19 protein-coding genes, 1 tRNA gene and 1 rRNA gene are annotated in these 22,034 nt (G+C 66.3%); 19 read left to right on the top strand and 2 right to left on the bottom strand.

Going from position 1 to position 22,034, the window contains the following annotated elements; all coding sequences use genetic code 11:
* The first annotated feature begins 221 nt into the window (after positions 1 to 221).
* On the top strand, positions 222 to 974 hold the full coding sequence (locus ACFWCF_RS20830) for an oxidoreductase (RefSeq protein WP_378565414.1): 753 nt from the start codon (positions 222 to 224) through the stop codon (positions 972 to 974).
* A 429-nt stretch (positions 975 to 1,403) separates the two neighbouring features.
* Here the strand turns inward: ACFWCF_RS20830 and ACFWCF_RS20825 are convergent, their stop codons facing one another.
* Positions 1,404 to 2,270 carry an HAD family hydrolase gene (locus ACFWCF_RS20825; RefSeq protein WP_378565411.1) on the bottom strand — a complete coding sequence of 289 codons (867 nt, stop codon included), beginning with the start codon at positions 2,268 to 2,270 and terminating at the stop codon, positions 1,404 to 1,406.
* A gap of 358 nt (positions 2,271 to 2,628) precedes the next feature.
* On the opposite strand from ACFWCF_RS20825, the gene ssd reads away from it, so the two are divergent.
* From ssd to ACFWCF_RS20770, 11 genes are all read left to right on the top strand, one after another.
* Positions 2,629 to 3,693: a septum site-determining protein Ssd gene (ssd, locus tag ACFWCF_RS20820; protein WP_378565408.1), complete on the top strand. Its 1,065-nt coding sequence runs from the start codon at positions 2,629 to 2,631 to the stop codon at positions 3,691 to 3,693.
* Complete coding sequence (locus ACFWCF_RS20815) at positions 3,690 to 4,862, top strand: TadA family conjugal transfer-associated ATPase (RefSeq protein WP_378565405.1); 1,173 nt, start codon at positions 3,690 to 3,692, stop codon at positions 4,860 to 4,862. Before ssd ends, ACFWCF_RS20815 begins: the two co-directional genes overlap by 4 nt.
* A complete protein-coding gene (locus ACFWCF_RS20810) occupies positions 4,859 to 5,659 on the top strand; it encodes a type II secretion system F family protein (RefSeq protein ID WP_378565402.1) in 801 nt (266 codons plus the stop codon). Before ACFWCF_RS20815 ends, ACFWCF_RS20810 begins: the two co-directional genes overlap by 4 nt.
* Positions 5,656 to 6,237: a type II secretion system F family protein gene (locus ACFWCF_RS20805; protein ID WP_378492179.1), complete on the top strand. Its 582-nt coding sequence runs from the start codon at positions 5,656 to 5,658 to the stop codon at positions 6,235 to 6,237. The genes ACFWCF_RS20810 and ACFWCF_RS20805 overlap by 4 nt, the downstream gene beginning before the upstream one ends.
* A gap of 89 nt (positions 6,238 to 6,326) precedes the next feature.
* Positions 6,327 to 6,491, top strand: coding sequence for a DUF4244 domain-containing protein (locus ACFWCF_RS20800; RefSeq protein ID WP_169690768.1), 165 nt, complete (start codon positions 6,327 to 6,329; stop codon positions 6,489 to 6,491).
* A 47-nt stretch (positions 6,492 to 6,538) separates the two neighbouring features.
* The gene (locus ACFWCF_RS20795; RefSeq protein ID WP_378492207.1) at positions 6,539 to 6,853 is read left to right on the top strand and encodes a TadE family type IV pilus minor pilin; all 315 of its coding nucleotides are present in this window, start codon (positions 6,539 to 6,541) and stop codon (positions 6,851 to 6,853) included.
* The gene (locus ACFWCF_RS20790) at positions 6,853 to 7,218 is read left to right on the top strand and encodes an Rv3654c family TadE-like protein (RefSeq protein ID WP_378565651.1); all 366 of its coding nucleotides are present in this window, start codon (positions 6,853 to 6,855) and stop codon (positions 7,216 to 7,218) included. The genes ACFWCF_RS20795 and ACFWCF_RS20790 overlap by 1 nt, the downstream gene beginning before the upstream one ends.
* Before the next feature lie 398 nt (positions 7,219 to 7,616).
* Positions 7,617 to 9,236: an ABC transporter substrate-binding protein gene (locus ACFWCF_RS20785; RefSeq protein WP_378565399.1), complete on the top strand. Its 1,620-nt coding sequence runs from the start codon at positions 7,617 to 7,619 to the stop codon at positions 9,234 to 9,236.
* A gap of 79 nt (positions 9,237 to 9,315) precedes the next feature.
* Entirely contained in the window at positions 9,316 to 10,239 is a 924-nt protein-coding gene (locus ACFWCF_RS20780; RefSeq protein WP_378565396.1) for an ABC transporter permease, read from the top strand.
* 70 nt (positions 10,240 to 10,309) lie between these two features.
* Positions 10,310 to 11,185, top strand: coding sequence for an ABC transporter permease (locus ACFWCF_RS20775; RefSeq protein WP_378565648.1), 876 nt, complete (start codon positions 10,310 to 10,312; stop codon positions 11,183 to 11,185).
* A gap of 4 nt (positions 11,186 to 11,189) precedes the next feature.
* The gene (locus tag ACFWCF_RS20770) at positions 11,190 to 12,905 is read left to right on the top strand and encodes an ABC transporter ATP-binding protein (protein ID WP_378565394.1); all 1,716 of its coding nucleotides are present in this window, start codon (positions 11,190 to 11,192) and stop codon (positions 12,903 to 12,905) included.
* Between the two features lie 16 nt (positions 12,906 to 12,921).
* Here ACFWCF_RS20770 and ACFWCF_RS20765 read toward each other — a convergent pair whose 3' ends face one another.
* Positions 12,922 to 15,276: a DEAD/DEAH box helicase gene (locus ACFWCF_RS20765; protein ID WP_378565391.1), complete on the bottom strand. Its 2,355-nt coding sequence runs from the start codon at positions 15,274 to 15,276 to the stop codon at positions 12,922 to 12,924.
* A gap of 355 nt (positions 15,277 to 15,631) precedes the next feature.
* Between ACFWCF_RS20765 and ACFWCF_RS20760 the strand changes: the two genes are divergently transcribed.
* The 7 genes from ACFWCF_RS20760 to ACFWCF_RS20730 all read left to right on the top strand — a co-directional run.
* On the top strand, positions 15,632 to 15,835 hold the full coding sequence (locus tag ACFWCF_RS20760) for a cold-shock protein (RefSeq protein ID WP_054720028.1): 204 nt from the start codon (positions 15,632 to 15,634) through the stop codon (positions 15,833 to 15,835).
* A 150-nt stretch (positions 15,836 to 15,985) separates the two neighbouring features.
* Positions 15,986 to 16,594: a hypothetical protein gene (locus ACFWCF_RS20755; RefSeq protein WP_378565388.1), complete on the top strand. Its 609-nt coding sequence runs from the start codon at positions 15,986 to 15,988 to the stop codon at positions 16,592 to 16,594.
* Between the two features lie 115 nt (positions 16,595 to 16,709).
* On the top strand, positions 16,710 to 19,655 hold the full coding sequence (topA, locus tag ACFWCF_RS20750; RefSeq protein WP_378565385.1) for a type I DNA topoisomerase: 2,946 nt from the start codon (positions 16,710 to 16,712) through the stop codon (positions 19,653 to 19,655).
* A gap of 46 nt (positions 19,656 to 19,701) precedes the next feature.
* Positions 19,702 to 20,889 (top strand): DNA polymerase III subunit delta', encoded by a 1,188-nt coding sequence (locus ACFWCF_RS20745; RefSeq protein ID WP_378565382.1) that lies wholly within the window; start codon positions 19,702 to 19,704, stop codon positions 20,887 to 20,889.
* Between the two features lie 62 nt (positions 20,890 to 20,951).
* Positions 20,952 to 21,024: transfer RNA gene (locus tag ACFWCF_RS20740), tRNA-Thr, on the top strand.
* A 220-nt stretch (positions 21,025 to 21,244) separates the two neighbouring features.
* Positions 21,245 to 21,442 carry a hypothetical protein gene (locus ACFWCF_RS20735; protein ID WP_378565379.1) on the top strand — a complete coding sequence of 66 codons (198 nt, stop codon included), beginning with the start codon at positions 21,245 to 21,247 and terminating at the stop codon, positions 21,440 to 21,442.
* Positions 21,443 to 21,937: 495 nt separating this feature from the next.
* Positions 21,938 to 22,034 (top strand): 16S ribosomal RNA (locus ACFWCF_RS20730); the annotation flags it as partial.

Genomic DNA, 22,034 nt, shown 5'->3' with positions numbered 1-22,034 from the left:
AGTTGGCCTCTTTCCGGGTCGTGGCAAACGGTTCGGGCTCTAGTGAGCGTAGTCACCTGTGATGCGGATCGCATCGTTGCACGCTGCTGCAACCTGCTCACATGCGCTGATCGGTCGTTGTCGCGCGACAGGCGGTCGGCAGCGGCGACGAGTGGCCGCCGATGAGGCCGGCGATGGGCCGTAGGTGGTGTTCGCGGCGCGCGCCGGTACCGTTCGAGACCGTGACCGATCCGCTTCAGCCCATCCTCGATCTCCCCGGCGTGCGCGACGCGGCAGACCGCGCGCGTGACGCCCTCGCCGAGGTCCACCGCCACCGCACCAACCGTCGTGGCTGGCCGAACACCGCGGCCGAGGCCTCGGTGCGGGCTGCGCGAGCATCGGCGGCGATCGACGGTGGATCCACCGAGCTTCCGTCCCCGGGGGAAACCGGTGACCCGGTGCTCTCGGGTGCCTTGCGGGTCGCGCAGTCCCTCGACGGTGACGCGCTCGCGAATCAGGTGTCGACCTGGCGCCGTGCACCGCTGCAGGCTCTTGCTCGCTTGCACCTGCTCGCGGCGGCGGACCTGGTGGATGACCCCGAGCAGCTGGGTAGGCCACGCTCGGCTCCGGGAGTTGCGGAGCGTCTCGACGGCCTCGCTCAGCTGGTCACGGGAGGAACTGCTGTTCCCGCCCCGGTCCTCGCCGCCGTGGTGCACGGCGAGCTCTGTTCCCTGAGCCCCTTCGGCGTCGCCGACGGTCTCGTGGCGCGTGCAGCGTCGCGCCTGGTGTGTGTGGCTTCCGGACTCGACACCCACAACCTCGGCGTGCCCGAAGTGACGTGGATGCGGCGAGCGCAGGCCTATCGCGACGGGATCGCGGGGTTTGGTCAGGGCCACGAGGGGGGTGTCGGCGGCTGGGTGATCTTCTGCTGCGGTGCGCTCGAGGCCGGCGCCCGCGAGGCAACGTCGATCGCCGAGGCGTTCGGCGGAAACTGAGGATCGTTGCACGCTGCGGAATTGATCGCATCGGAATCAATTGCAGCGCAGAATACTTCGATTGAGAAATAAAAGCGGGTGGCACGCCGATCGTGATCGGTGCGCCACCCGCTAGCACGGACTTTCCGGGTTACCATGCGTGCTGGTGTGGGTTGTGTGTCAACGGCCTCGGCGATGATCCGGGTGTCGGGGGTTCGCTCCTCGCAACGGGTGCGAGGGTCTTGCCTTCGAGAACTCGGAACTCGCAGGCCCACAACGCTTCTGCCCTTATAGTGGCATCGGCTCCGCGTGGGTACTCGGTGTCCGTGCTGGGAAACGCGGGCGGGAGATCGAATCTTCTCTTCCGATTCGCTCTAGGCCTTCCGTGTTTCCGTAACTCATTTGTACCCCGTACTTTCCGAGTCGGCAAGACCCCTGGTGCGGAAAGATTCAGCCGGGGGTCGGGATGAGGCGAGGGGGGCGTCCGAGTTCCTGCCTGCGTCCGGCGAGGTAGATTGCGGCACCGGTGATCAACGCCGCCGCGGCTCCCGCGGCGGCGAGCCTGAGGAGCCCTTTCGCCGACGGCCGGACTCGCCGCGACAGCGGCACCTGTCGGGTGAACCCCAGTATGGGCCAGCTATTTTCGTTTGCGATGCGACGCAATACGCGGTCGGGATTGACTGCGCGCGGCTTGCCGACCGCCTGCAGCATCGGCACGTCGGTCGCCGAATCCGAGTACGCGTAACAGCGCGTCAGGTCGTAGCCGTGGCTCACTGCGAGCTCACGGATGGCGGTGCCCTTCGCCTCGCCGAAACAGTAGAACTCGAGTTCCCCGGCGTAGCGCCCGTCGACGATCCGCATCCGGCTGGCCGTGCTGTACGAGGCACCGAGTGCCTGCGCGATGGGCGTGACGACCTCCTCGCCCGATGCCGACACGATCACCACATCGTGTCCCCGGGCGCGGTGGTCCGCGATCAGGTCCTTGGCTTCCGCATACACCAACGGCTCGACGATCTCGTCGAGGGTCTCCTCCACGATCGACCGGATCTGCTCCACATCCCAGCCCTTGCACATCTGTGCGATGTGCTCACGCATCCGGTCGACCCGATCCTGGTCGACCGCGGACAGTACGAACAGCAATTGCGCGTAGCTGCTCGAGAGCACCGCGCGGTGACTCAGTAGGCCGTGTTCGAAGAACGGGCGCGTGAAGGCGAGAACGCTCGACTTGGCGATCACGGTCTTGTCGAGGTCGAAGAAGGCGGCGATTCGTCGGGACTCGGAGGGATCCGCGGTCGCGTCTGTCACGTTCTCCACCATAGGGCCCTCGGTGCCACTTGCGGAGCCCGGAGAGCGCCGCGCCACGCCGATGCTTGAACTTGCAAACACCGAGTATGGAAGGTGTAGTATCGCGTCAGTCTGGATATCCAGGCAGTGTTCAGCCCGACCCCCCGGGGCTGAACTCCGACGGCCCTCGCCTCCTCCCCCCCCTGGCGAGGGTCGTCCTTTTGTCCGGACCCGTTTTGCCGGACCTGTTTCTACCTGTTCAACCGACGTCTCTCGGCCATGGCATGCGAATCGGCCCGAGTTGTCCACAGGCACCTGATCCATCCACAGATTCGGCGAAACCGGCGAATGGGCCTTCCACGCCGGTAGCCGACCGCGCACTCTGAGCGGCATGAACGACGTCCTCGCGCTGATCGGCGACTCGACCCTCCTGGCAAGCCTGCGTCGTGTCGCAGCGGCAGCAGACCGGCAGCTCGCCGAAGAGACCACCGTGCCGCGGCGCCGTGCATGGCTGGATGCAGGCCTGATCGTGGTCGACCGCGACGAAGCACTCATGTGCGCCGCTGCGCTGCCCCGCAGATCGGGGATCGTGCTGGTCTGCCCCGGCGCACCCGGCCTCGGCGAGTGGCAGGCCGCCGCGACGGTGGGTGCCGAACACGTTCTCGGTCTGCCCGACGACGAAGTGGAACTGCTTGCAGTGCTCGGCGCCGCCGCCGAACCCGAAGCGGGCGGAGGCACCGTGTTCGCGGTGGTCGGCGGTCACGGTGGAGCAGGCGCGTCGACGTTCGCTGCTGCGCTCGCGTGGGCGGCCGCCGCGCGGGGCACACCCGGCGGTGTCCTTCTCGTCGACGCCGACCCCTTCGGAGCGGGCCTGGACATCCTGACGGGGCTCGAAGAACGTCCCGGCATCCGATGGTCGGGCCTGACCGTCGACTCGGGCAGCGTCTCCGCCCGCGCCCTGCGCGACGCCGTACCCGAATGGCTCCCCGGCGTGGGTGTGCTCGCCGGAGACCGCGGCGCCGAGAGCATCGGGGCAGCCCCGCTCACCGCCGTCCTCGAAGCGGTACGCCGTGCAGGTGCGATCGTGGTCTGCGACGTGGCCCGCACGTTCGACGAGGTTGCCGACGCCGCGATCGCTGCAGCCGACACCACCGTCCTCGTCACCCAGGCGCGGGTGAGCGGCGCGTTGTCGGCTGCCCGTACTGGGGACTGGCTCAGGGACCGCGCCACCACGGCGGGAGTCGTCGTGCGTGGACCCGCGCCCGGCGGGCTCCGCGCCACCGACGTCGCGGCAGTGGTGGGACTGCCGCTGTTGGCCGCGATGCGTGCTCAACCCGGGCTCGCAGAAGCCCTCGAACGCGGAGGTCTGCGACTCCGGCAGCGGTCGCCGCTCGTCGTCGCCGCTCTCGAGGTCTTCGACTCGTCCGTGCACGCCGGGTCCAGGGATGCCGCATGAACGACGTCCTGGACGCCGAATTGCTCGACCGGGTACGTGATCGGCTCGCTGCAGAGCCTGGAGAACTGTCACCCGCACGGGTCGCGACCGCGCTGCGCGCCGAAGCCGGGGGAGTGCTCGGCGACACCGATCTTCTCGTCGCACTGCGCCACCTCCAGACCGAGCTCACCGGAGCAGGCCCACTCGAAGCGCTCCTCGCCGACCCCACCGTGACCGACGTGCTGGTCACCGCGCCCGACCGGGTATGGGTGGACTGCGGCGGTGGCCTGACACTCACGTCCGTGACCTTTCCGGACGAGGCTGCGGTCCGCCGTCTCGCCCAGCGTCTCGCGCTGTTCGCCGGTCGCCGACTCGACGACGCGCAGATGTGGGTCGACGGTCGTCTCCCCGGACACGGTGAGTTCGGTGTCCGTCTGCATGCTGTGCTCGCTCCCGTCGCCCAGGGCGGAACGTGCCTGTCGCTACGCGTGTTGAGACCGGCAACGCAGGGGCTCGACGCGCTGGTCGAGCGTGGAGCGGTGCATCCCGACGCCTACCGTTTGCTCCGGCGGATCGTGTCGGGGCGTCTCGCCTTCCTCGTCGTCGGTGGCACCGGCGCGGGAAAGACCACCCTTCTTGCGGCGTTACTCGGCGCTGTCGACCGCACCGAACGAATCGTGTGCGTCGAGGACGCGGCCGAACTCGTGCCGGATCACCCGCACGTGGTTCGTCTCGTCGCCCGCGCACCCAACGTCGAGGGCGTCGGGGAGGTCACCGTGCGCGACCTCGTGCGTCAAGCGCTGCGGATGCGCCCGGACCGGATCGTGGTCGGTGAAGTGCGGGGCGCCGAGGTGGTCGACCTGCTGACAGCGCTGAACACAGGACACGACGGCGGTGCGGGCACCGTGCACGCGAACTCGCCCGACGAGGTGCCCGCCCGACTCGAAGCGCTCGCGGCCCTCGGCGGACTCGATCGCAGTGCCCTGCACAGTCAGTTGGCCGCCGCGGTCCAGGTGATCCTGCATGTCCACCGAGCTCCCGACGGGGCCAGGAGACTCGTCGAGATCGGAGTCGTGGAGCGCGACCCCATCGCTGGGGTCCTGGTCGTGCCTGCGTGGACGTTCGTCGGTGGCACCGTGCCGGGTGGTGAACGACTCGAACGGATCCTGCGGTCGAGGGAGGGCGCGTGACCGAATCCGTACTGTGCCTGGCCGCCGCCGTGCTCGCTGCTCCCGGTATCGACGCGCGCCGACGGCTCGAAAAACACACCGTTGTACTGCGGGCGACCCGGCGTCGTCCGAATCGAGTGCTCTGCGCGGTCGTCGTCGCGTCTGCCGGTGCCTTTCTCGTGGGCGCGGGCGCAGCCGCCGCGGTGGTGGTCGCAGCGGCGACGATCCTGTTCCGGCTGCGTCGTCGACAGCGGGCGACGCGGCTCGACACCGACCGTCGGATGCTGCTTTCGGGCCTCGACATGGTGATCGCGGAGCTGCAGGTCGGTGCGCATCCCGCCGACGCATGTGACACGGCTGCGAGCGAAACCACCGGGCCGACCTCGGACTCGCTGCGGGTTGCGGCGGCCAGGGCGCGACTGGGCGGATCTGCCTCCGACGGATTGCTGGGGGCAGCACGTGAATTCGACTCCACCGGGATCGGCGAGAGCCTCGTCCGGGTAGCCGACGCATGGTCGGTCTCCGACCGTCACGGCTTGGCGCTCGCGGAACTGTTATCGGCCGCTCGCTCCGATCTCGCCGCCCGGATGCGGATCCGGACGCGAACGAATGCCGGTCTGGCCGGTGCGCGCGCCACCGCAACGGTTCTCGCTGCGCTACCCGTGCTCGGTGTGGCACTGGGCCAGCTCATGGGGGCATCACCGCTGACGACGCTCCTCGGCGACGGGCTCGGTGCCGTGCTGCTGGTGCTCGGCACGGTGCTCGTGTGCGCCGGATTGCTGTGGACCGACCGCATCGCCGACAGGGTCGGCCGATGACCGGCTCGATGGTGTTGCCGTCGTTGTGTCTTGCCGCGGCGCTGGTCGCGGTACCCGACGCGGGGACTCACCGGTTACATGCCGTGCACGGATCGCCGGGCCCTCCTCAGAGTGTCGCGGCCGATACCGCACAGGATCCGTATGCGATCGCCGCCGCGTTCGATCTCTTCGCGGCGTGCCTGCGGGCCGGGATGCCTGCCGCATCCGCGGCGGGTGTGGTTGCGGAGTCCGCGCCGCCCGTGCTCGGCGCAGCGCTCCGGCGGGGAGCCGACCGCCTGAAACTCGGTGCAGACCCGGCCGATGCGTGGTCGGCGGAAGGCGGCGCAGTCCTCGAAGACTTCGCTCGCGCAGCCAGGAGATCGGCGAGATCCGGTGCCCCACTGTCCGACATCGTGTCCGAACTCGCCGCGCGGCATCGCGCGGAGGCCGAGGACAAGGCCGCAGGCGATATCGAACGCGCCGGCGTGCTCGTGAGCGGGCCACTCGGCCTGTGTTTCCTCCCGGCCTTCGTGTGCCTGGGAATCGTGCCGGTGGTGATCGGCTTGGCCCGGGGCGTCCTGGGATCAGGGCTGTTGTGACGCCGATGCGGACCGTCCGCATCGGTAGAAAGGGGAGTTTCGTGTTCGTTGAATCCGCAGAAGAAGATCGGTCGTTCGCCCGCCGTGTTGTGAAGGTGGCGGCCGGCGACGACGGTATGTCGACGGCCGAATATGCCATCGGCACTATTGCCGCGGCGGCATTCGGCGCCGTGTTGTACACGGTCGTCACCGGGGATGGAATCGTGTCGGCGCTGACCGGCATCGTCGAACGAGCCCTCAACACCTCGGTGTGACGGGGTGGGCTCTTACTCGTCGCGCTGCTGCGCGGGACGAGGGTGGTGTGACCGTCGAGGCGGCGCTCGCGATCGCCTCACTGGTCACGGTTCTGACGTTGTGTCTCGGTGCGGTGCTCTGTGTTTCGCAGCAGGTGCAGTGCCAGGACGCTGCCCGTGAGGCGGCCCGACTGGTAGCGCGCGGTGACGAGGCCCGGGCGGTCGAGGTGGCTGCTCGGGTCGCGCCGCCGGGCGCGCACATCGAGGTGAGCGTGGAAGACGACCTCGTCGTAGCAACCGTCAGCGTCGACGCGCCGCTGCTCCCGATGGTGACCTTGACGGCCGACGCCGTTGCGGTCCGTGAACCGGGGGAGGTGTCGTGATGCGGGTGGATCTGCGCGAGGAGGGTGGCAGTGCCAGCATCCTCGGATGTTGCATCATGGCCGCGCTGATCGCGATCACCGCGACCGTTCTGCACGTCGGATCGGTTGTGGTGGTACGACACCGGCTGCAGGCCGCGGCAGACCTGGCGGCGTTGGCCGTCGCGTCGTCGCTCGACCGAGGCGTCGGGGCGGCGTGCGAAGTGGCCGAACCGATCGTGACGCGCATGCACGTACAGGTGCGGCGGTGCGAGATCGACGGCTGGTACGCGGTAATTGAGTTGACAGCCGCGGTGTCGTCGCTGTTCGGCGGTGAAGTGGCAACAGCCGTGGCACGAGCGGGTCCAGCGGAGGCGTCCGGGGGGTGAAAAGAGTCTTCGACAGGCCCGATAGGAGCGCTACGATTGCCGTTACATGTGATATCCATCACATTAAATGCGACGGTGCGAATCCGCGCGTCGATCGAGGGGTGTGGAACCGGGCAAATGTGATGTATTGCCGCGTGACGTCACTCGTTGTCGCGCACGCCGTCTCGGCCTGTCCAACCTTCCGAGAGGACCCTCCCACGGTGCGTTGCCGCAGAATTTCGATGGGCCGCGAGGGTTTCCCTACCCCGGGAGGGAACGTTGCCTTCGCTAGGCATGTGTCTAGAGTCAACCGGCGTTCCGGGCCTCACGCTCATCCGTGTGGCCCACACCGCACCGTGGATCGTCACGGACTTCGTGGACAGCGACGCTGTCTCGTTGGGGCTGAGGAAGGGTTGATTTTGAGGATCAAGCGCGCGATCGCGGTAGTGTCGGCGGGCTTCGTAGCCGTCGGCATGCTTGCCGCCTGTGGCGGCGATACGGCTGCCGGTAGTAGTAGTGAGGGCATCTACAGCCTGTACATCGATCAGCCGGAGAACCCGCTGGTTCCGGGCAACACCACCGAGTCCGAGGGGCATCAGGTCCTCGTGTCGTTGTTCACACCGCTGGTGAAGTACAACGACGAGACCAGCGAGGTCGAGTACACCGGCGTCGCCGAGTCGGTCGAGTCCGAGGACCAGGTCAACTGGACCATCAAGCTGAAGCCGGGCTGGACCTTCCACGACGGAACCCCCGTAAACGCCAAGTCGTATGTCGACGCGTGGAACTACACCGCGCTGAGCACCAACGCATACGGCGCGTCGTACTTCTTCGAGAACGTGAAGGGTTACGACGACTTGCAGGCCGCCGAAGGTGGCGAGCCGGCCGCGACCACCATGTCCGGTCTGAAAGCAGTGGACGACTCGACCATCTCGGTCGAGCTGAAGGAACCGTTCGCGATCTACCCGCTCACCCTCGGGTACACGGCGTTCCTGCCCCTGCCCGAAGCCTTCTTCGCCGATCCCGAGGCCTACGGCCGCCGTCCGATCGGTAACGGCCCGTTCAAGGCCGACGAGGACTTCATCGAGGGCCAGGGCTTCACCGTGACCAAGTACGACGACTACGCCGGTGAGAATGCCGCGCAGTCGGATGGCGTGCAGTTCAAGGTCTACACCGAACTGACAACCGGCTACACCGATGTTCAGGCCGGTGGCCTCGATGTGATGCTGGACTTGCCGCCGGACGCCTATGCGGCAGCCCGCGACGAGTTCGGTGATCGCTACCACGAGCGTGCCCGTGCCGACATCACGTCGCTCGCCTTCCCCACTTACGATGCGCGATTCTCCGATCCGCGTGTGCGCGAAGCCTTCTCGATGGCAATCGATCGCCAGGCCATCACGCAGGCAATCTTCTCCGACACGCGCACCCCGGCGACGTCCTTCGGATCGCCTGTCGTCGACGGGTACCGCGCGGACGCCTGCGGCGCCAAGTGCGAACTGAATGTCGAGCAGGCGAACAAGCTGCTCGACGAGGCCGGTTTCGATCGCAGCCAGCCTGTCGATCTGTGGTTCAACGCCGGTGGCGGGCACGACACCTGGATGACCGCGGTCGGTAACCAGATCCGCACCAACCTCGGTGTCGAGTACGCGCTGCGCGGAGATCTGCAGTTCGCTCAGTACTTGCCGCTGCAGGACGAGAAGGGCATGACCGGTCCGTTCCGGATGGGCTGGATCATGGATTACCCGTCGCTGTACAACTACCTCGCGCCGGTCTACAGCACCGCGGCACTGCCGCCCGGTGGCTCGAACATGAGCTTCTACAGCAACCCCGAATTCGACGCTGCCCTGTCGGCCGGTAACAACGCCGACTCGCTCGAGGCTGCCACGGCGGAGTACCAGAAGGCCGAGGACATCCTGTTCCGCGACCTTCCCGCCACGCCGCTGTTCTACGGCCTCAACCAGGTCGTTACGAGCGACCGCCTGAGCAACGTGAAGATCGACGCATTCGGTGACATCGTGGTCGAAGACGTCACGGTCAACTGAGTGACGAGTGGTGGGGTGTTTCGCGAAGCGAGGCACCCCACCACCGTGTAGGACATTCTGTTCCGTATAGGAGAACCCAGTGGGTCGCTTCATCACGCGCCGATTGCTGCTGACCATTCCGGTCCTGATCGGCGCCTCTCTTCTGATTTTCGCGATGGTCTACGCCCTTCCGGGCGACCCCATTCGCGCGCTCGCGGGCGATCGCCCGCTTGCTCCCGCCGTCATGGCGCAACTCCGAGCCCAATACAACCTCGACGATCCGTTCTTCGTCCAGTACCTCAAGTACGTCGGCGGACTTCTCCAGGGCGACTTCGGTTCCGACTTCTCCGGACGGCCTGTGCTCGACACGATCGCGCAGCGACTGCCGGTCACCATGCAGTTGACAGCAGTGGCCGTCGCCTTCGAAATCGTCATCGGCATCACGGCCGGTGTGCTCGCAGCCCTGCGCCGCAACTCGTTCTTCGACAATCTGGTGCTCGTCTCCTCGACGATGCTGGTGTCGATCCCGGTGTTCGTCCTCGGCTTCGTCTCCCAGTACTTCCTCGGATACAAGCTGGGCCTGTTCCCGATCGCCGGAATCCACAACGGCTGGCACAGCTTCGTGCTGCCCGGCCTGGTGCTCGCGTCGCTGTCCATGGCGTACGTCGCGCGACTGACCCGCACCGCTGTGTCCGAGTCGATGGCCGCCGACTACATTCGCACCGCGCGGGCGAAGGGCGTCGGCTATCGCCGGATCGTGGTCCGGCATGCGCTGCGTAACAGCTTGATTCCCGTGGTCACGTTCATCGGTGCCGATATCGGCGCGTTGCTCGGCGGTGCCATCATCACCGAATCGGTGTTCAACATTCCCGGTCTGGGCCGCGCGATTTTCGACGCCGTACAGAGACAGGAAGGTGCAGTGGTCGTCGGCATCGTCACGCTGATGGTCTTCTTCTACATCTTCTTCAACCTCGTCGTGGACATGCTGTACGCGTTCCTCGACCCCCGGATCAGATACGAGTAGTGGTATGGATTCCAATAATGTCGAAGCCGCCCGTACGCATGCCGTGCAGGAAGGCGAGCCCGGCAACGTCATGACGGGTGAGGTCGTAGAGCTCGTCGGCCAGGCGAGCCTGTGGGGCAACGCGTGGAAGAAATTGCGCCGCAGTGCGTTCTTCTGGTTCGGCGCGGTCGTTACGGCACTCCTGGTGCTCATGGCGCTGGTGCCGCAAGTGTTCGCCCGCGGAATCGATCCTCGGGCGTGCAACCTGTCCGACACCCGTCTGCCACCGAGTGCGCAGCACTGGTTCGGAACGGACCTTCAGGGCTGCGACTATTACGCGAACGTGATCTACGGTGCCCGCGTCTCCCTGAGCATCGGACTAGTCGCAGTGATCGGCGTCCTGGTCATCGGTGTGCTGATCGGTGCGCTCGCAGGCTATTTCGGTGGCTTCCTCGACAGCGCACTCGCCCGTTTCACCGATATCTTCTTCGGTATCCCGCTTCTGCTCGGCGCGCTGGTGCTGCTGACAGTGACGACGGAGCGGACCGTCTGGACGGTGGCGCTGGCACTGATCGTCTTCGGCTGGATGACGGCGATGCGCCTGGTGCGCTCCTCCGTCATCGCGATCAAGCAGAGCGAGTACGTGCAGGCTGCCCAGGCGCTGGGCGCCTCGACCTTCCGCATCCTGGTTCGGCACATTCTGCCGAACGCGCTGACCGCGGTTCTGGTCTACGCCACGATCGCCGTCGGTACGTTCATCGCCGCGGAAGCGGCGCTGTCGTACCTCGGTATCGGTCTTCAGATGCCGGCCATCTCGTGGGGCTTGCAGATCAACCTCGGTCAGAGCTACCTCTCGTCCTCGCCGCACCTGGTGCTGTTCCCGGCAGCCTTCCTGTCGGTCGCGGTGCTGGCCTTCATTCTCATGGGTGATGCGCTGCGTGACGCGCTCGACCCGAAACGGAGCTGACGCAATGAGTCTCGTCGACACGAGTGAGCAGACCACCTCCGGCACCGCGATTCTCGGGGTGTCCGGTCTGACCATCGATTTCGAGGTGGACAAGACCTGGAAACCGGCCGTCCGTGACGTCTCGTTCGAGGTGGCGCGGGGAGAGATCCTGGCGATCGTCGGTGAATCCGGTTCGGGTAAGTCCACGACGGCGATGGCCGTACCGGGTCTGCTCGCCGACAGCAGCCGGGTCACGGGCAGCATCACCCTCGACGGCCGTGAACTGGTCGGCCTGACGGAACGCGAGCTGAACTCGTTACGCGGCAAGGATATTGCCGTGATCTTCCAGGAGCCCATGACGGCCCTGAACCCCGTCTACACCATCGGGTGGCAGATCACCGAGGCCATCCGCTCGCACTCCGACATGTCCAAAGCGCAGGCCAAGGAGCGCGCGATCGAGCTGCTCCGGCTCGTGGATATGCCCGAACCCGAGAAGCGGGTGAAGTACTACCCGCACCAACTCTCGGGTGGGCAGCGACAGCGCGCGATGATCGCCCAGGCATTGGCATCCGAGCCCTCTGTGCTCATCGCCGACGAGCCCACCACCGCGCTCGACGTCACCGTGCAGGCGGAGATCCTGCAGCTGATGCGGGATCTGCGCGAGCGGGTGGACGCGGCGATCGTGCTCATCACGCACGACATGGGCGTCGTCGCCGATATGGCCGACCGCATGATCGTCATGCGAGACGGTGCCATCGTCGAGCAGGGCACGGCCGACCAGATCTTCAACAAGCCGGGGCACGCCTACACCCGGGAACTGCTTGCCTCGGTGCCCCACCTCGGTTCACGCGTCGGTGAAGCCGGCGCCGACGACACCCCCGACGTGCAGTATGCGCTCGACATCACCGACGCGGTGATCGAGTATCCCGGTGCTCGCCGCAACCGTGGTTTCCGCGCGGTGGACGGGGTCAGCCTCAATATCGAACCCGGAGAGGTCGTCGGACTCGTCGGAGAATCCGGCTCCGGAAAATCGACCATCGGCAAGGCCGCGGTCGGGTTGCTGAAGCTGCATTCCGGTTCGTTGTCCGTCGCGGGCACCGACATCACGAAGATGTCGACGCGCGATCTTCGCGCGGTGCGGCGCAAGGTCGGCATCGTGTTCCAGGATCCGGGCTCGTCGCTCAATCCGCGCTGGCCGATCGGGCAGTCCATCGGTGAGCCGATGCTGCTGCACACCGAGATGGATCGCGGCCAGCGGGACAAGAAGGTCGAGGAACTCCTCGATCAGGTCCGTCTGCCGCGTGACATGCGCAACCGGTATCCGCATCAGCTCTCCGGCGGGCAGCGCCAGCGTGTGGGCATCGCAAGAGCGCTCGCTCTCGAACCGACGCTCCTCGTGGCGGACGAGCCCACCTCCGCGCTGGATGTGTCCGTCCAGGCGAAGGTGCTCGAGCTGTTCAAGGAACTGCAGGGCGAATACGGTTTCGCCTGCTTGTTCATCAGCCACGACCTCGCCGTGGTCGAGGTACTCGCCCGGCGGATCGCCGTGATGCGTTCCGGCAAGCTCGTCGAATTCGATCGGACCGATCGCATCCTGCGGTCCCCGGAGGATCCGTACACCAAGCGGTTGCTGGCAGCGGTTCCCGTGCCCGATCCGGCGGAGCAGGCGAAGCGTCGCGAGGAGCGCGCCGCGCTGCTGGCCGCCGAACGGGCAGCGGGGGAGCACGCGTCGGTGTCCTGACGCGGTGGGCCGGTTCTCAGTCCCCAGTGCCGATCGCGTCCAGCACGGCGCTGAGGACGAGAACCGCGCCCGCCTTGTCGAGTGGGTCATTTCCGTTACCGCACTTGGGCGAGTGCACGCACGACGGGCATCCGTCGGTGCATTCGCATGCCTGTACCGCATCGCGGGTGGCGGTGAGCCACTGGATGATCCGTGAGAATCCGCGTTCGGCGAAACCGGCACCGCCCGGATGCCCGTCGTAGACGAACACGGTGGGCAGTCCGGTGTCGGCGTGCAGATCGGTGGATACGCCGCCGATATCCCCGCGATCACACGTCGCGACGAGCGGTAGCAATCCGATGGCGGCGTGCTCGGCGGCGTGCAGAGCACCCGGAACCCGCTCGGGTGTCAACCCGATCCGGTCGAGAAGTTCCGGGGTCACGGTGTACAGCACGGCGCGCGTGGGCAGGGTCTGTGCCGGCATGTCCAGTTCGACCTGGTCGAGTACCTCCCCGGAGGGGAGACGCCGGAGATAGGCGACCACCTGCCCGGTCACCTCGACGGCTGCCATCTGCACGGTCACGGGCCCGTACGTGCAGGTCTCCTCCACAGCGACGACTCGGATGTCGGTGACCTCGCGCACCGACGTCGACCACTCCGGATCCTCCGCGTGTACGAGTGCGACGCCGTCGTCGAGATGCAGTTCGTCGACGACGAAGCTCTCGCCCCGGTGGAGATGGACGGCGCCGGGATGGACAGTTGCGGGCGCACGCCCCGCCTCGACGGTGCCGAGCATCCGGCCGGTGTCGGCCTCGACGATCGCGACCTGATGGCCGATGCCGCCGCGGATATCGACCTGGGCGTGCGGGTGGGTATCCGGTGTGACGAACCAACCGTGCGGGCGCCGACGGATCAGACCCTGCTGTGCGAGGTCGGTGAGAAGGTCGTGAGCGTCGAACTGCCCGACTTCCGCGTGCGAGAGCGGCAACTCCAGCGCAGCGCACAGCAGTTGCGGCCCGAGTACATACGGATTCGCGGGGTCGGTCACGGTCGCCTCGACCGGCCTGTCGAGCAGCGCGTGCGGGTGGTGGACGAGATAGGTGTCGAGTGGGTCGTCGCGCGCGACGAGAACGACCAGGGAACCCTGGCCCCGCCGTCCGGCCCGGCCGCCCTGCTGCCAGAACGACGCCACGGTGCCGGGAAAACCGGCGACGACGACGGCGTCGAGTCCTGCGATGTCGACTCCGAGTTCGAGCGCATTGGTGGTCGCGACCCCGAGTAGCCGACCGTCGGACAGCGCAGCCTCCAGATCGCGACGATCCTCCGCGAGATACCCGGCGCGATAGGTCGCGACACGATCCACCAGGTCGGGTGCCGATTCGGTGAGCAGACGCCGCGTGCTCATCGCGGTGAGTTCCGCGCCGTGACGCGAACGGACGAATGCCAGCGTGCGGGCGCCTTCGACGACGAGGTCGGCGAGCAGCCGTGCCGCCTCGGCGCCTGCGGCGCGTCGCACGGGCGCCCCGTGCTCGCCGGTGACCTCCCGGAGCAGGGGCGGTTCCCACAGTGCGACAGTGCGCGGACCGTGTGGTGAACCGTCCTCGGTCACCTCTCGGCAGGGCGCCCCGATCAATCGTGAGGCGGCAGCTCCCGGGTCGGCAGTGGTTGCGGACGCCAGGATGAACACCGGGTCGGCGCCGTAGTGGTTCGCGAGGCGGCGCAACCTGCGGATGACCAGCGCGACGTGCGACCCGAAGACACCCCGGTACGAGTGGCACTCGTCGATCACGACGTAACGCAGTCGACGCAACAGCCGCGCCCAGCGTGCGTGACCAGGAAGTATCGCCAGGTGCAGCATGTCGGGGTTGGTGAAGATCCACCGAGAGTGGCTGCGCGCCCATCGACGCAGCTCGGTGGAGGTGTCGCCGTCGTACGCGCACGGATGCGCTGTCGACAGGTCGGGCGTCGCCCCGGTCAGCTCTGTGACGGCGCGCAGTTGGTCGGCGCCGAGGGCCTTCGTGGGCGAGAGATACAGCGCGGTGGCCTGTGGGTCGGACGCGAGGGCGGTGAGCACCGGAAGCTGGTAGGCGACGGATTTGCCCGACGCGGTACCGGTTGACACCACGACATTGCTGCCCCCGGCCGCAAGGTCGGCGGCGTCGATCTGGTGCAGCCAGGGCTTCGGCACACCGTGTTCGCGGAGCGCATCGACCACGGAATCGGCGGCCCAGTCCGGCCAGTGGGCGTGTTGCGCCTTCCGGGCAGGGAGCTCGGCGGTGTGGGTGAGGGGGTGCTCGTTCGACGGTGTCCCCGCGAGCAGCCGGTCGAGCAGCGCCTGTCCGTAGCCCGGGACTGTGGCTCCACCGGTGTCGATACCTGATGAACTGGTCACACGTCGGCTCCGGCTGGGATCGAATTCGGCACGGGAGGATGTGGCGCCGCGTAGCATGGTCGCCATACCTCTACCCGCCGGACATGCTACCGAGCGTCCTGCAAGATCAGAATTTTGGCGCGATTGTGCCATACCTACTGTTGCGACTGCCCGGAACATGATTGACTGGCACGCGGTCGCAGCTTCTGTGTTCGTAGGCTTGAGAAAGTGCACGCTCGCAGGATCGATGGTTGCGGGCGGTGTGCTTTAGCTCTTCCAACGGGGGATTCGAAAGGTACAGCGGTCGGAATCGGGACCTGGCGGCCGCTGTCCCCAGCGGCTCGTCGAATCCGGTGTTAGAAAGAGAAGGAAAAGCATGGCACAGGGCACTGTGAAGTGGTTCAACGCGGAGAAGGGCTTCGGCTTCATCGCTCCGGAGGACGGCTCTGCCGACGTGTTCGTTCACTACTCCGAGATCCAGGGTGCCGGTTTCCGCACCCTCGAGGAGAACCAGCGCGTCGAGTTCGAGGTCGGACAGGGCACCAAGGGCCCGCAGGCCACCGGTGTGCGCGCCGTCTGATCCGACGCGCTCCATCGAGCACCTGTGAGGGTTTTCGCCCCACACTCCCACCGTCCCCTGTCGCCCCCGGCGATGGGGGACGATGGCTTTCGGGAGTACAACATCGGGAAATGGCCACAGATGGAAGGGCCACAGATCAGGGAGGCGACAGTGAGTCAACTGTCCTTCTTCGGCGCCGACACCGCGCCGCCTGCATTGTCCGACCTCAGCGGGTTGCTCGCGGCGCAGGGACGGATCGTGATGCACACGGCCGACACGGCTCGGATCTCGGTGACGGTCGATGCGCCATGGCGTGCGTCCGCGATCGCCGACCGGATCGTCGCGACGGGTCTGACCGCAGAGATCGGTGCGACGCCGGGTGGGTTTCCGCTGGTGCGCACCGCAGACGTTCCCGAGCTCGTCCCGTTGGCGACCGCATGGTCGCGAGGCGGAATCAAGTACGTCCCGGTCGGATGGGTGCCGAACGCGGGAGCGCTGAGGATCTGGTTCCTGGCCGCGGGCCGGATGGAGGTCGAAGGGGAGCGGTATGTCCTCGGGCTCGATCCGGATGCGCCCGGCACCCATGTCCCTCTCTCCGAGGCATTGATGCTTGTCGGAATCGCCCCCACCTTGATCAGCCCACATGGCGCCCCACCAGGGCTGAGAGTATCGGGGCCGCGCCGCATCTCGCGGCTCGACGAGAGCATCGGAGCACCCCCGGACCATCCCGAAGCCCGCGCGATCTGGCCTCGTCACGAGCACTTCGAGCACCACATGTGACGAGAGATCGACAGAGTGTGTGCGACCCTGTGTGTGACCGAGTCGGGGAGACAGGGTCGGTATACATGTCTTCGAGAGCAGGCATGTCGGCAAAAGGGAAGGTTCGGGCGTCACGGTGGCAGCACGGGACAAGGGCACGTCGGACAACGCGTCGGGCACGCGTCGACTCGTCATCGTCGAATCTCCGACAAAGGCGAAGAAGATCGCCCCCTACCTGGGGCGCAACTATGTCGTCGAAGCCTCCGTGGGGCATATCCGTGACCTTCCACGCGGTGCAGCGGACGTCCCCGCCAAGTACAAGGGCGAGTCGTGGGCTCGACTGGGCGTCGATGTCGATCATGATTTCGAGCCGCTGTACGTCGTCAGCCCTGAGAAGAAGTCGAAGGTCACCGAGCTCAAGTCGCTCCTGAAGGACGCCGACGAGCTCTACCTCGCCACCGACCCCGACCGCGAGGGCGAAGCCATCGCGTGGCATCTCCTCGAGACGCTCAAGCCGAAGGTCCCTGTCCGCAGGATGGTCTTCCACGAGATCACCGAATCCGCGATCCGCGCTGCCGCCGAGAACACCCGGGAGCTCGACACCGACCTGGTCGACGCGCAGGAAACCCGGCGCATCCTCGATCGTCTGTACGGCTACGAGGTCAGCCCGGTGCTGTGGAAGAAGGTCATGCCGAGACTGTCGGCGGGCCGAGTCCAGTCCGTCGCGACCCGCGTCATCGTGCGCCGCGAACGTGAGCGCATGGCGTTCACGTCCGCCGAATACTGGGACATCGCCGCGACCATGGATGCCGGTGCCGACGCGAGTCCCCGCTCGTTCGGCGCACGCCTCGTCAACGTCGATGGGTCTCGCGTCGCGGCAGGTCGTGATTTCGGTCCCGATGGCGCTCTGAAGTCGGACAGTGTCGTCGTGCTCGACGAGGCAAACGCTCGCCGACTCGCCGACGCGTTGTCCGGTGCCGCGCTGACGGTGTCGTCGGCCGAGAGCAAGCCGTACACGCGCAAGCCCTACGCACCGTTCATGACGTCGACGCTGCAGCAGGAAGCCGGCCGCAAGCTTCGGTTCTCGTCCGAGCGCACGATGCGCATCGCACAGCGGTTGTACGAGAACGGCTACATCACGTACATGCGTACCGATTCGACGACGTTGTCCGAGTCGGCGATCACCGCGGCGAGGTCGCAGGCCACCCAGTTGTACGGCGCCGAGTACGTCCACGCGACACCCCGCCAGTACACCCGCAAGGTCAAGAATGCGCAGGAAGCGCACGAAGCGATCCGGCCGGCCGGCGACGTCTTCGCTACTCCGGGCGAACTGCACGCGCGGCTCGACGCCGACGAGTTCAAGCTGTACGAGCTGATCTGGCAGCGCACGGTCGCGTCGCAGATGGCCGACGTCCGCGGAACCACACTCACCCTCCGCATCACCGGCACTGCCAGGACGGGTGAGGTATGCACCTTCTCGTCGTCGGGTCGCACGATCACGTTCGCCGGCTTCCTCAAGGCCTACGTCGAGAGCGTCGACGAAGAGGCAGGCGGTCAATCGGACGACGCCGAGTCGCGTCTGCCCAACCTCAGCGAAGGCGCGGCGGTCATCGCGACGAAGCTCGATCCGGATGGGCACTCGACCAACCCGCCCGCCCGATTCACCGAAGCGAGTCTGATCAAGACCCTCGAAGAGCTGGGTATCGGGCGTCCGTCCACGTACGCCTCGATCATCAAGACGATCCTCGACCGCGGGTACGTCTACAAGCGCGGCAGTGCGCTGGTGCCGTCGTGGGTGGCGTTCGCGGTGATCGGTCTGCTCGAGGCTCATTTCGGTCAGCTCGTCGACTACGACTTCACCGCGGGCATGGAGGACGATCTCGACGAGATCGCCTCCGGTCAGGAACAGCGGACTGCCTGGCTGTCCAGGTTCTACTTCGGTGGCGAGCACGGCGACGAGGACTCGGTCGCGCGTAAGGGCGGCCTGAAGAAGCTGGTCGGGCAGAACCTCGAGGACATCGATGCCCGCGAGATCAACTCGATCCGGTTGTTCGACGATGCCGAAGGTCGCGAGATCCACGTGCGGGTGGGCCGGTTCGGTCCGTACCTCGAACGGATGGTCGTCGACTCGGACAACCCGGACGGCGATCTCATCTCGCAGCGTGCGAATCTCCCCGAGGATCTGCCGCCGGACGAACTGACCCTCGAATACGCGGAGAAGTTGTTCTCGACTCCGCAGGAGGGGCGGGTTCTCGGGGTCGATCCGGGGACCGGGCACGAGATCGTGGCCCGTGAGGGACGGTTCGGTCCGTACGTCACCGAGTTGCTGCCGGAGCCGAAGCCCGAACCCGAACCTGATGTCACTCCTGTCCCGGTCGAAGAGCTGACGACCGGCGGTGCAACGAAGACCGCGACCAAGACGGCCGCGAAGAAGGCAGCCAAGAAGGCGCCCGCGAAGAAGGCGGCCAAGAAGGCCACCGGCCCGAAGCCGCGGACGGCGTCGCTCCTCAAGACGATGGAGCTGTCGTCCGTCACGCTCGACGACGCCCTGCGGTTGCTGTCGCTGCCGCGCATCGTCGGTGTCGATCCCGAATCCGGTGACGAGATCACCGCACAGAACGGCCGCTACGGTCCGTATCTGAAGAAGGGCACCGATTCGCGGTCGTTGGCGACCGAAGAACAGATGTTCACGGTCACCCTCGACGAAGCCCTGAAGATCTACGCCGAGCCGAAGCGCCGCGGACGTCAGGCTGCTGCTGTTCCGCCGCTGCGCGAACTCGGTGTGGACCCGATCAGCGAGAAGCCGATGGTGATCAAGGACGGTCGTTTCGGTCCGTACGTCACCGACGGCGAGACCAATGCGAGCCTGCGTAAGGGCGACGAGGTCGGCACGATCACCGACGAACGCGCATCCGAGCTGTTGGCGGATCGTCGTGCCCGGGGTCCAGCGAAGAAGACCACCAAGAAGGCGGCGAAGAAGGCTCCGGCCAAGAAGACCGCAGCCAAGAAGACCGCAGCCAAGAAGGCTCCGGCCAAGAAGGCTGCCGCGAAGAAGACCGCAGCCGAGGGGACGACCGACTGATCCGCCCGGACCGAAGTCGTCGGTGTCGATCGCTACGCTGAGCCCCATGCCCGGTGTCTTCGATCGTCTCGTCGGTCAACGCGATGTCGAGACCGACCTCGTCAGCGCGGCCGTGGCCGCACGCACCGGCGCTTCCGGCTCTGCGATGACGCATTCCTGGCTGTTCACCGGTCCGCCCGGATCGGGTCGCTCGGTCGCTGCTCTGTGCTTCGCCGCGGCACTACAATGCACAGACGACGCAGCCCCCGGGTGCGGTCGCTGCCACGCATGCACCACGACGATGGCGGGCACGCACGGCGACGTCCGACGCGTCGTTCCCGAAGGTCTGACCATCAGCGTCAAGGCGATGCGCGCGATCGTGCAGGTCGCGGCGAGGCGGCCGAGTACCGGGCGTTGGCAGATCGTGGTGATCGAGGATGCCGACCGCCTCACCGAAGGCGCCGCGAACGCTCTGCTCAAGGTCGTCGAGGAACCGCCACAGCGCACGGTGTTCCTTCTGTGCGCCCCGTCGGTCGACCCGGAAGACATTTCGGTGACCCTGCGGTCGAGGTGCCGACACGTCGGGCTCATCACTCCGAGCGTCGACTCGATCGCCCAGGTCCTCCGCGACGTCGACGGAATCCCCGCAGATGCAGCGCAGTGGGCCGCTTCGGTCAGTGGTGGTCACGTCGGCCGTGCTCGGCGTCTCGCCACAGACCCGGTTGCGCGCGACAACCGCACACGTGCGCTCGATGTCGCCGGCGCAGTGCTGCGACCCTCCACCACCTATACCGCTGCGGACGAACTCGGCAAGAGCGCGGAGGTCGAGGCCAAAGAGATCAGCGCCGACCGCGACGAACGGGAAACCGAAGAGCTCAAGACCGCACTCGGCGCGGGCGGTACCGGCAAGGGTGCCGCCGGTGCGCTGAGAGGTTCGGCGGGAGTACTCAAAGAACTCGAACGCACCCAGAAGTCGCGCAAGACCCGCACCGAGCGCGACATCATGGACCGCGCGCTCATCGACCTCGCCGGGCTGTACCGGGACGCCCTCGCGCATTCGATGGGCGCGGCTGCGACGCCCAACCACCCCGACATGGCAGACCGCGCCCGCGATCTCGCATCTCGGACACGGGCCGAGGGGCTGCTCGACTGCATCGAGGCGATCCTCGAATGCCGCGAGGCGCTCGCGCAGAACGTCAAACCACGCTTCGCGCTGGCCGCGATGGCAGCTCGCCTGAGCGCAGCGTTCCGATGATCACGCTGCCGGTTTGCATCGGGCGGGGGGTTTTCGGCTAGACTTCGGTCGCCGCAAGGCGCGCTGCCTTAGCTCAGTCGGTAGAGCATTTCACTCGTAATGAAAAGGTCGAGAGTTCGATTCTCTCAGGCAGCTCAGAGACGAAGGCCCCGTCCCCACAGGGACGGGGCCTTCGTCGTTCCCGAACTTCTCCGGATATGCGTGGATCATGGGAACCATGCTGATGGAACTGTTCTCCCTCATCCTGATTATCGGTGCACTTGCCGTCGTGCTCCCGATGGCGATCCGGGTCTTCCGCAACCGCGACGATCGCTAGCCTCTCGACAAGCTGCAGTGCGACGCCCATGCTCGACACATGAGTGAGTCGTTGAAGGGGCGGGTGCGCGACAAGATCCTCCGGCAACGCGGGGAAGACGGCGGCCGGCCTCTCGGGGACGCCGAAGGTGACGACCCCAGAGTCATGGATCTGCACCACGATCTGATGTTGCTCGACCGCGCAGAGGAGGACGACGCGGTCGTACAGGCCCTCGCGGAGAAGTACTGGGTGCCCTGATAGCGGAAAAGGTTCGTTGACCTGGCGATTTGGTGTTCCCACGAACCGTCGCGTAACTTAATCCAGGTCAGAGCGACACGGACACCGACCCGGACCGCAAGGTCAGGGACAACGAGGTTGGACGCAGGCGCCTGAATTTCACTGGTACGAAACCTTCTGGTAAGGTTTTGCACCGCCCCTGGTTCCGAACAGCACACGGATTTGCGTCCGTGAGTGAAACGAACTAGACTGGAACAGTTGCCCCGGAACGGGCCGGATGTGAAAATCCGGTCGGTGATGGTGTGTGCGTGTTCTTTGAGAACTCAACAGTGTGCCGATGAATGTCAGTGCCAATTATTTTGGTGCGATCATCCGCTTTTGGTGGATGATCATTTTGCTGATCATCACATTCTTCCGTCTGTGGTGATCGGTTCAAGCTAGTTTGAGTTTTGTATGCTAGTGATTTGGCTCGATGTCTTTGACTGATCAGCCCTTCGGGGTTTTGATTATGAGTCTTCAACGGAGAGTTTGATCCTGGCTCAGGACGAACGCTGGCGGCGTGCTTAACACATGCAAGTCGAACGATGATGCCCAGCTTGCTGGGTGGATTAGT

Origin of the sequence: Rhodococcus sp. NPDC060090 (assembly GCF_042729855.1) — a bacterium.
GTDB lineage: Bacteria > Actinomycetota > Actinomycetes > Mycobacteriales > Mycobacteriaceae > Rhodococcus.
This window is presented reverse-complemented; position numbering and strand designations above follow the sequence as displayed.

What these genes read in the sequence shown, in the direction of transcription:
- ssd (WP_378565408.1), top strand. Translation starts at nt 2,629, where the DNA reads ATGAACGACGTCCTCGCGCTGATCGGCGACTCGACCCTCCTGGCAAGC.
- ACFWCF_RS20815 (WP_378565405.1), top strand. Translation starts at nt 3,690, where the DNA reads ATGAACGACGTCCTGGACGCCGAATTGCTCGACCGGGTACGTGATCGG.
- ACFWCF_RS20770 (WP_378565394.1), top strand. Translation starts at nt 11,190, where the DNA reads ATGAGTCTCGTCGACACGAGTGAGCAGACCACCTCCGGCACCGCGATT.
- ACFWCF_RS20805 (WP_378492179.1), top strand. Translation starts at nt 5,656, where the DNA reads ATGACCGGCTCGATGGTGTTGCCGTCGTTGTGTCTTGCCGCGGCGCTG.
- ACFWCF_RS20745 (WP_378565382.1), top strand. Translation starts at nt 19,702, where the DNA reads ATGCCCGGTGTCTTCGATCGTCTCGTCGGTCAACGCGATGTCGAGACC.
- ACFWCF_RS20775 (WP_378565648.1), top strand. Translation starts at nt 10,310, where the DNA reads ATGACGGGTGAGGTCGTAGAGCTCGTCGGCCAGGCGAGCCTGTGGGGC.
- ACFWCF_RS20790 (WP_378565651.1), top strand. Translation starts at nt 6,853, where the DNA reads ATGCGGGTGGATCTGCGCGAGGAGGGTGGCAGTGCCAGCATCCTCGGA.
- ACFWCF_RS20825 (WP_378565411.1), bottom strand. Translation starts at nt 2,270, where the DNA reads ATGGTGGAGAACGTGACAGACGCGACCGCGGATCCCTCCGAGTCCCGA.
- ACFWCF_RS20735 (WP_378565379.1), top strand. Translation starts at nt 21,245, where the DNA reads ATGAGTGAGTCGTTGAAGGGGCGGGTGCGCGACAAGATCCTCCGGCAA.
- ACFWCF_RS20760 (WP_054720028.1), top strand. Translation starts at nt 15,632, where the DNA reads ATGGCACAGGGCACTGTGAAGTGGTTCAACGCGGAGAAGGGCTTCGGC.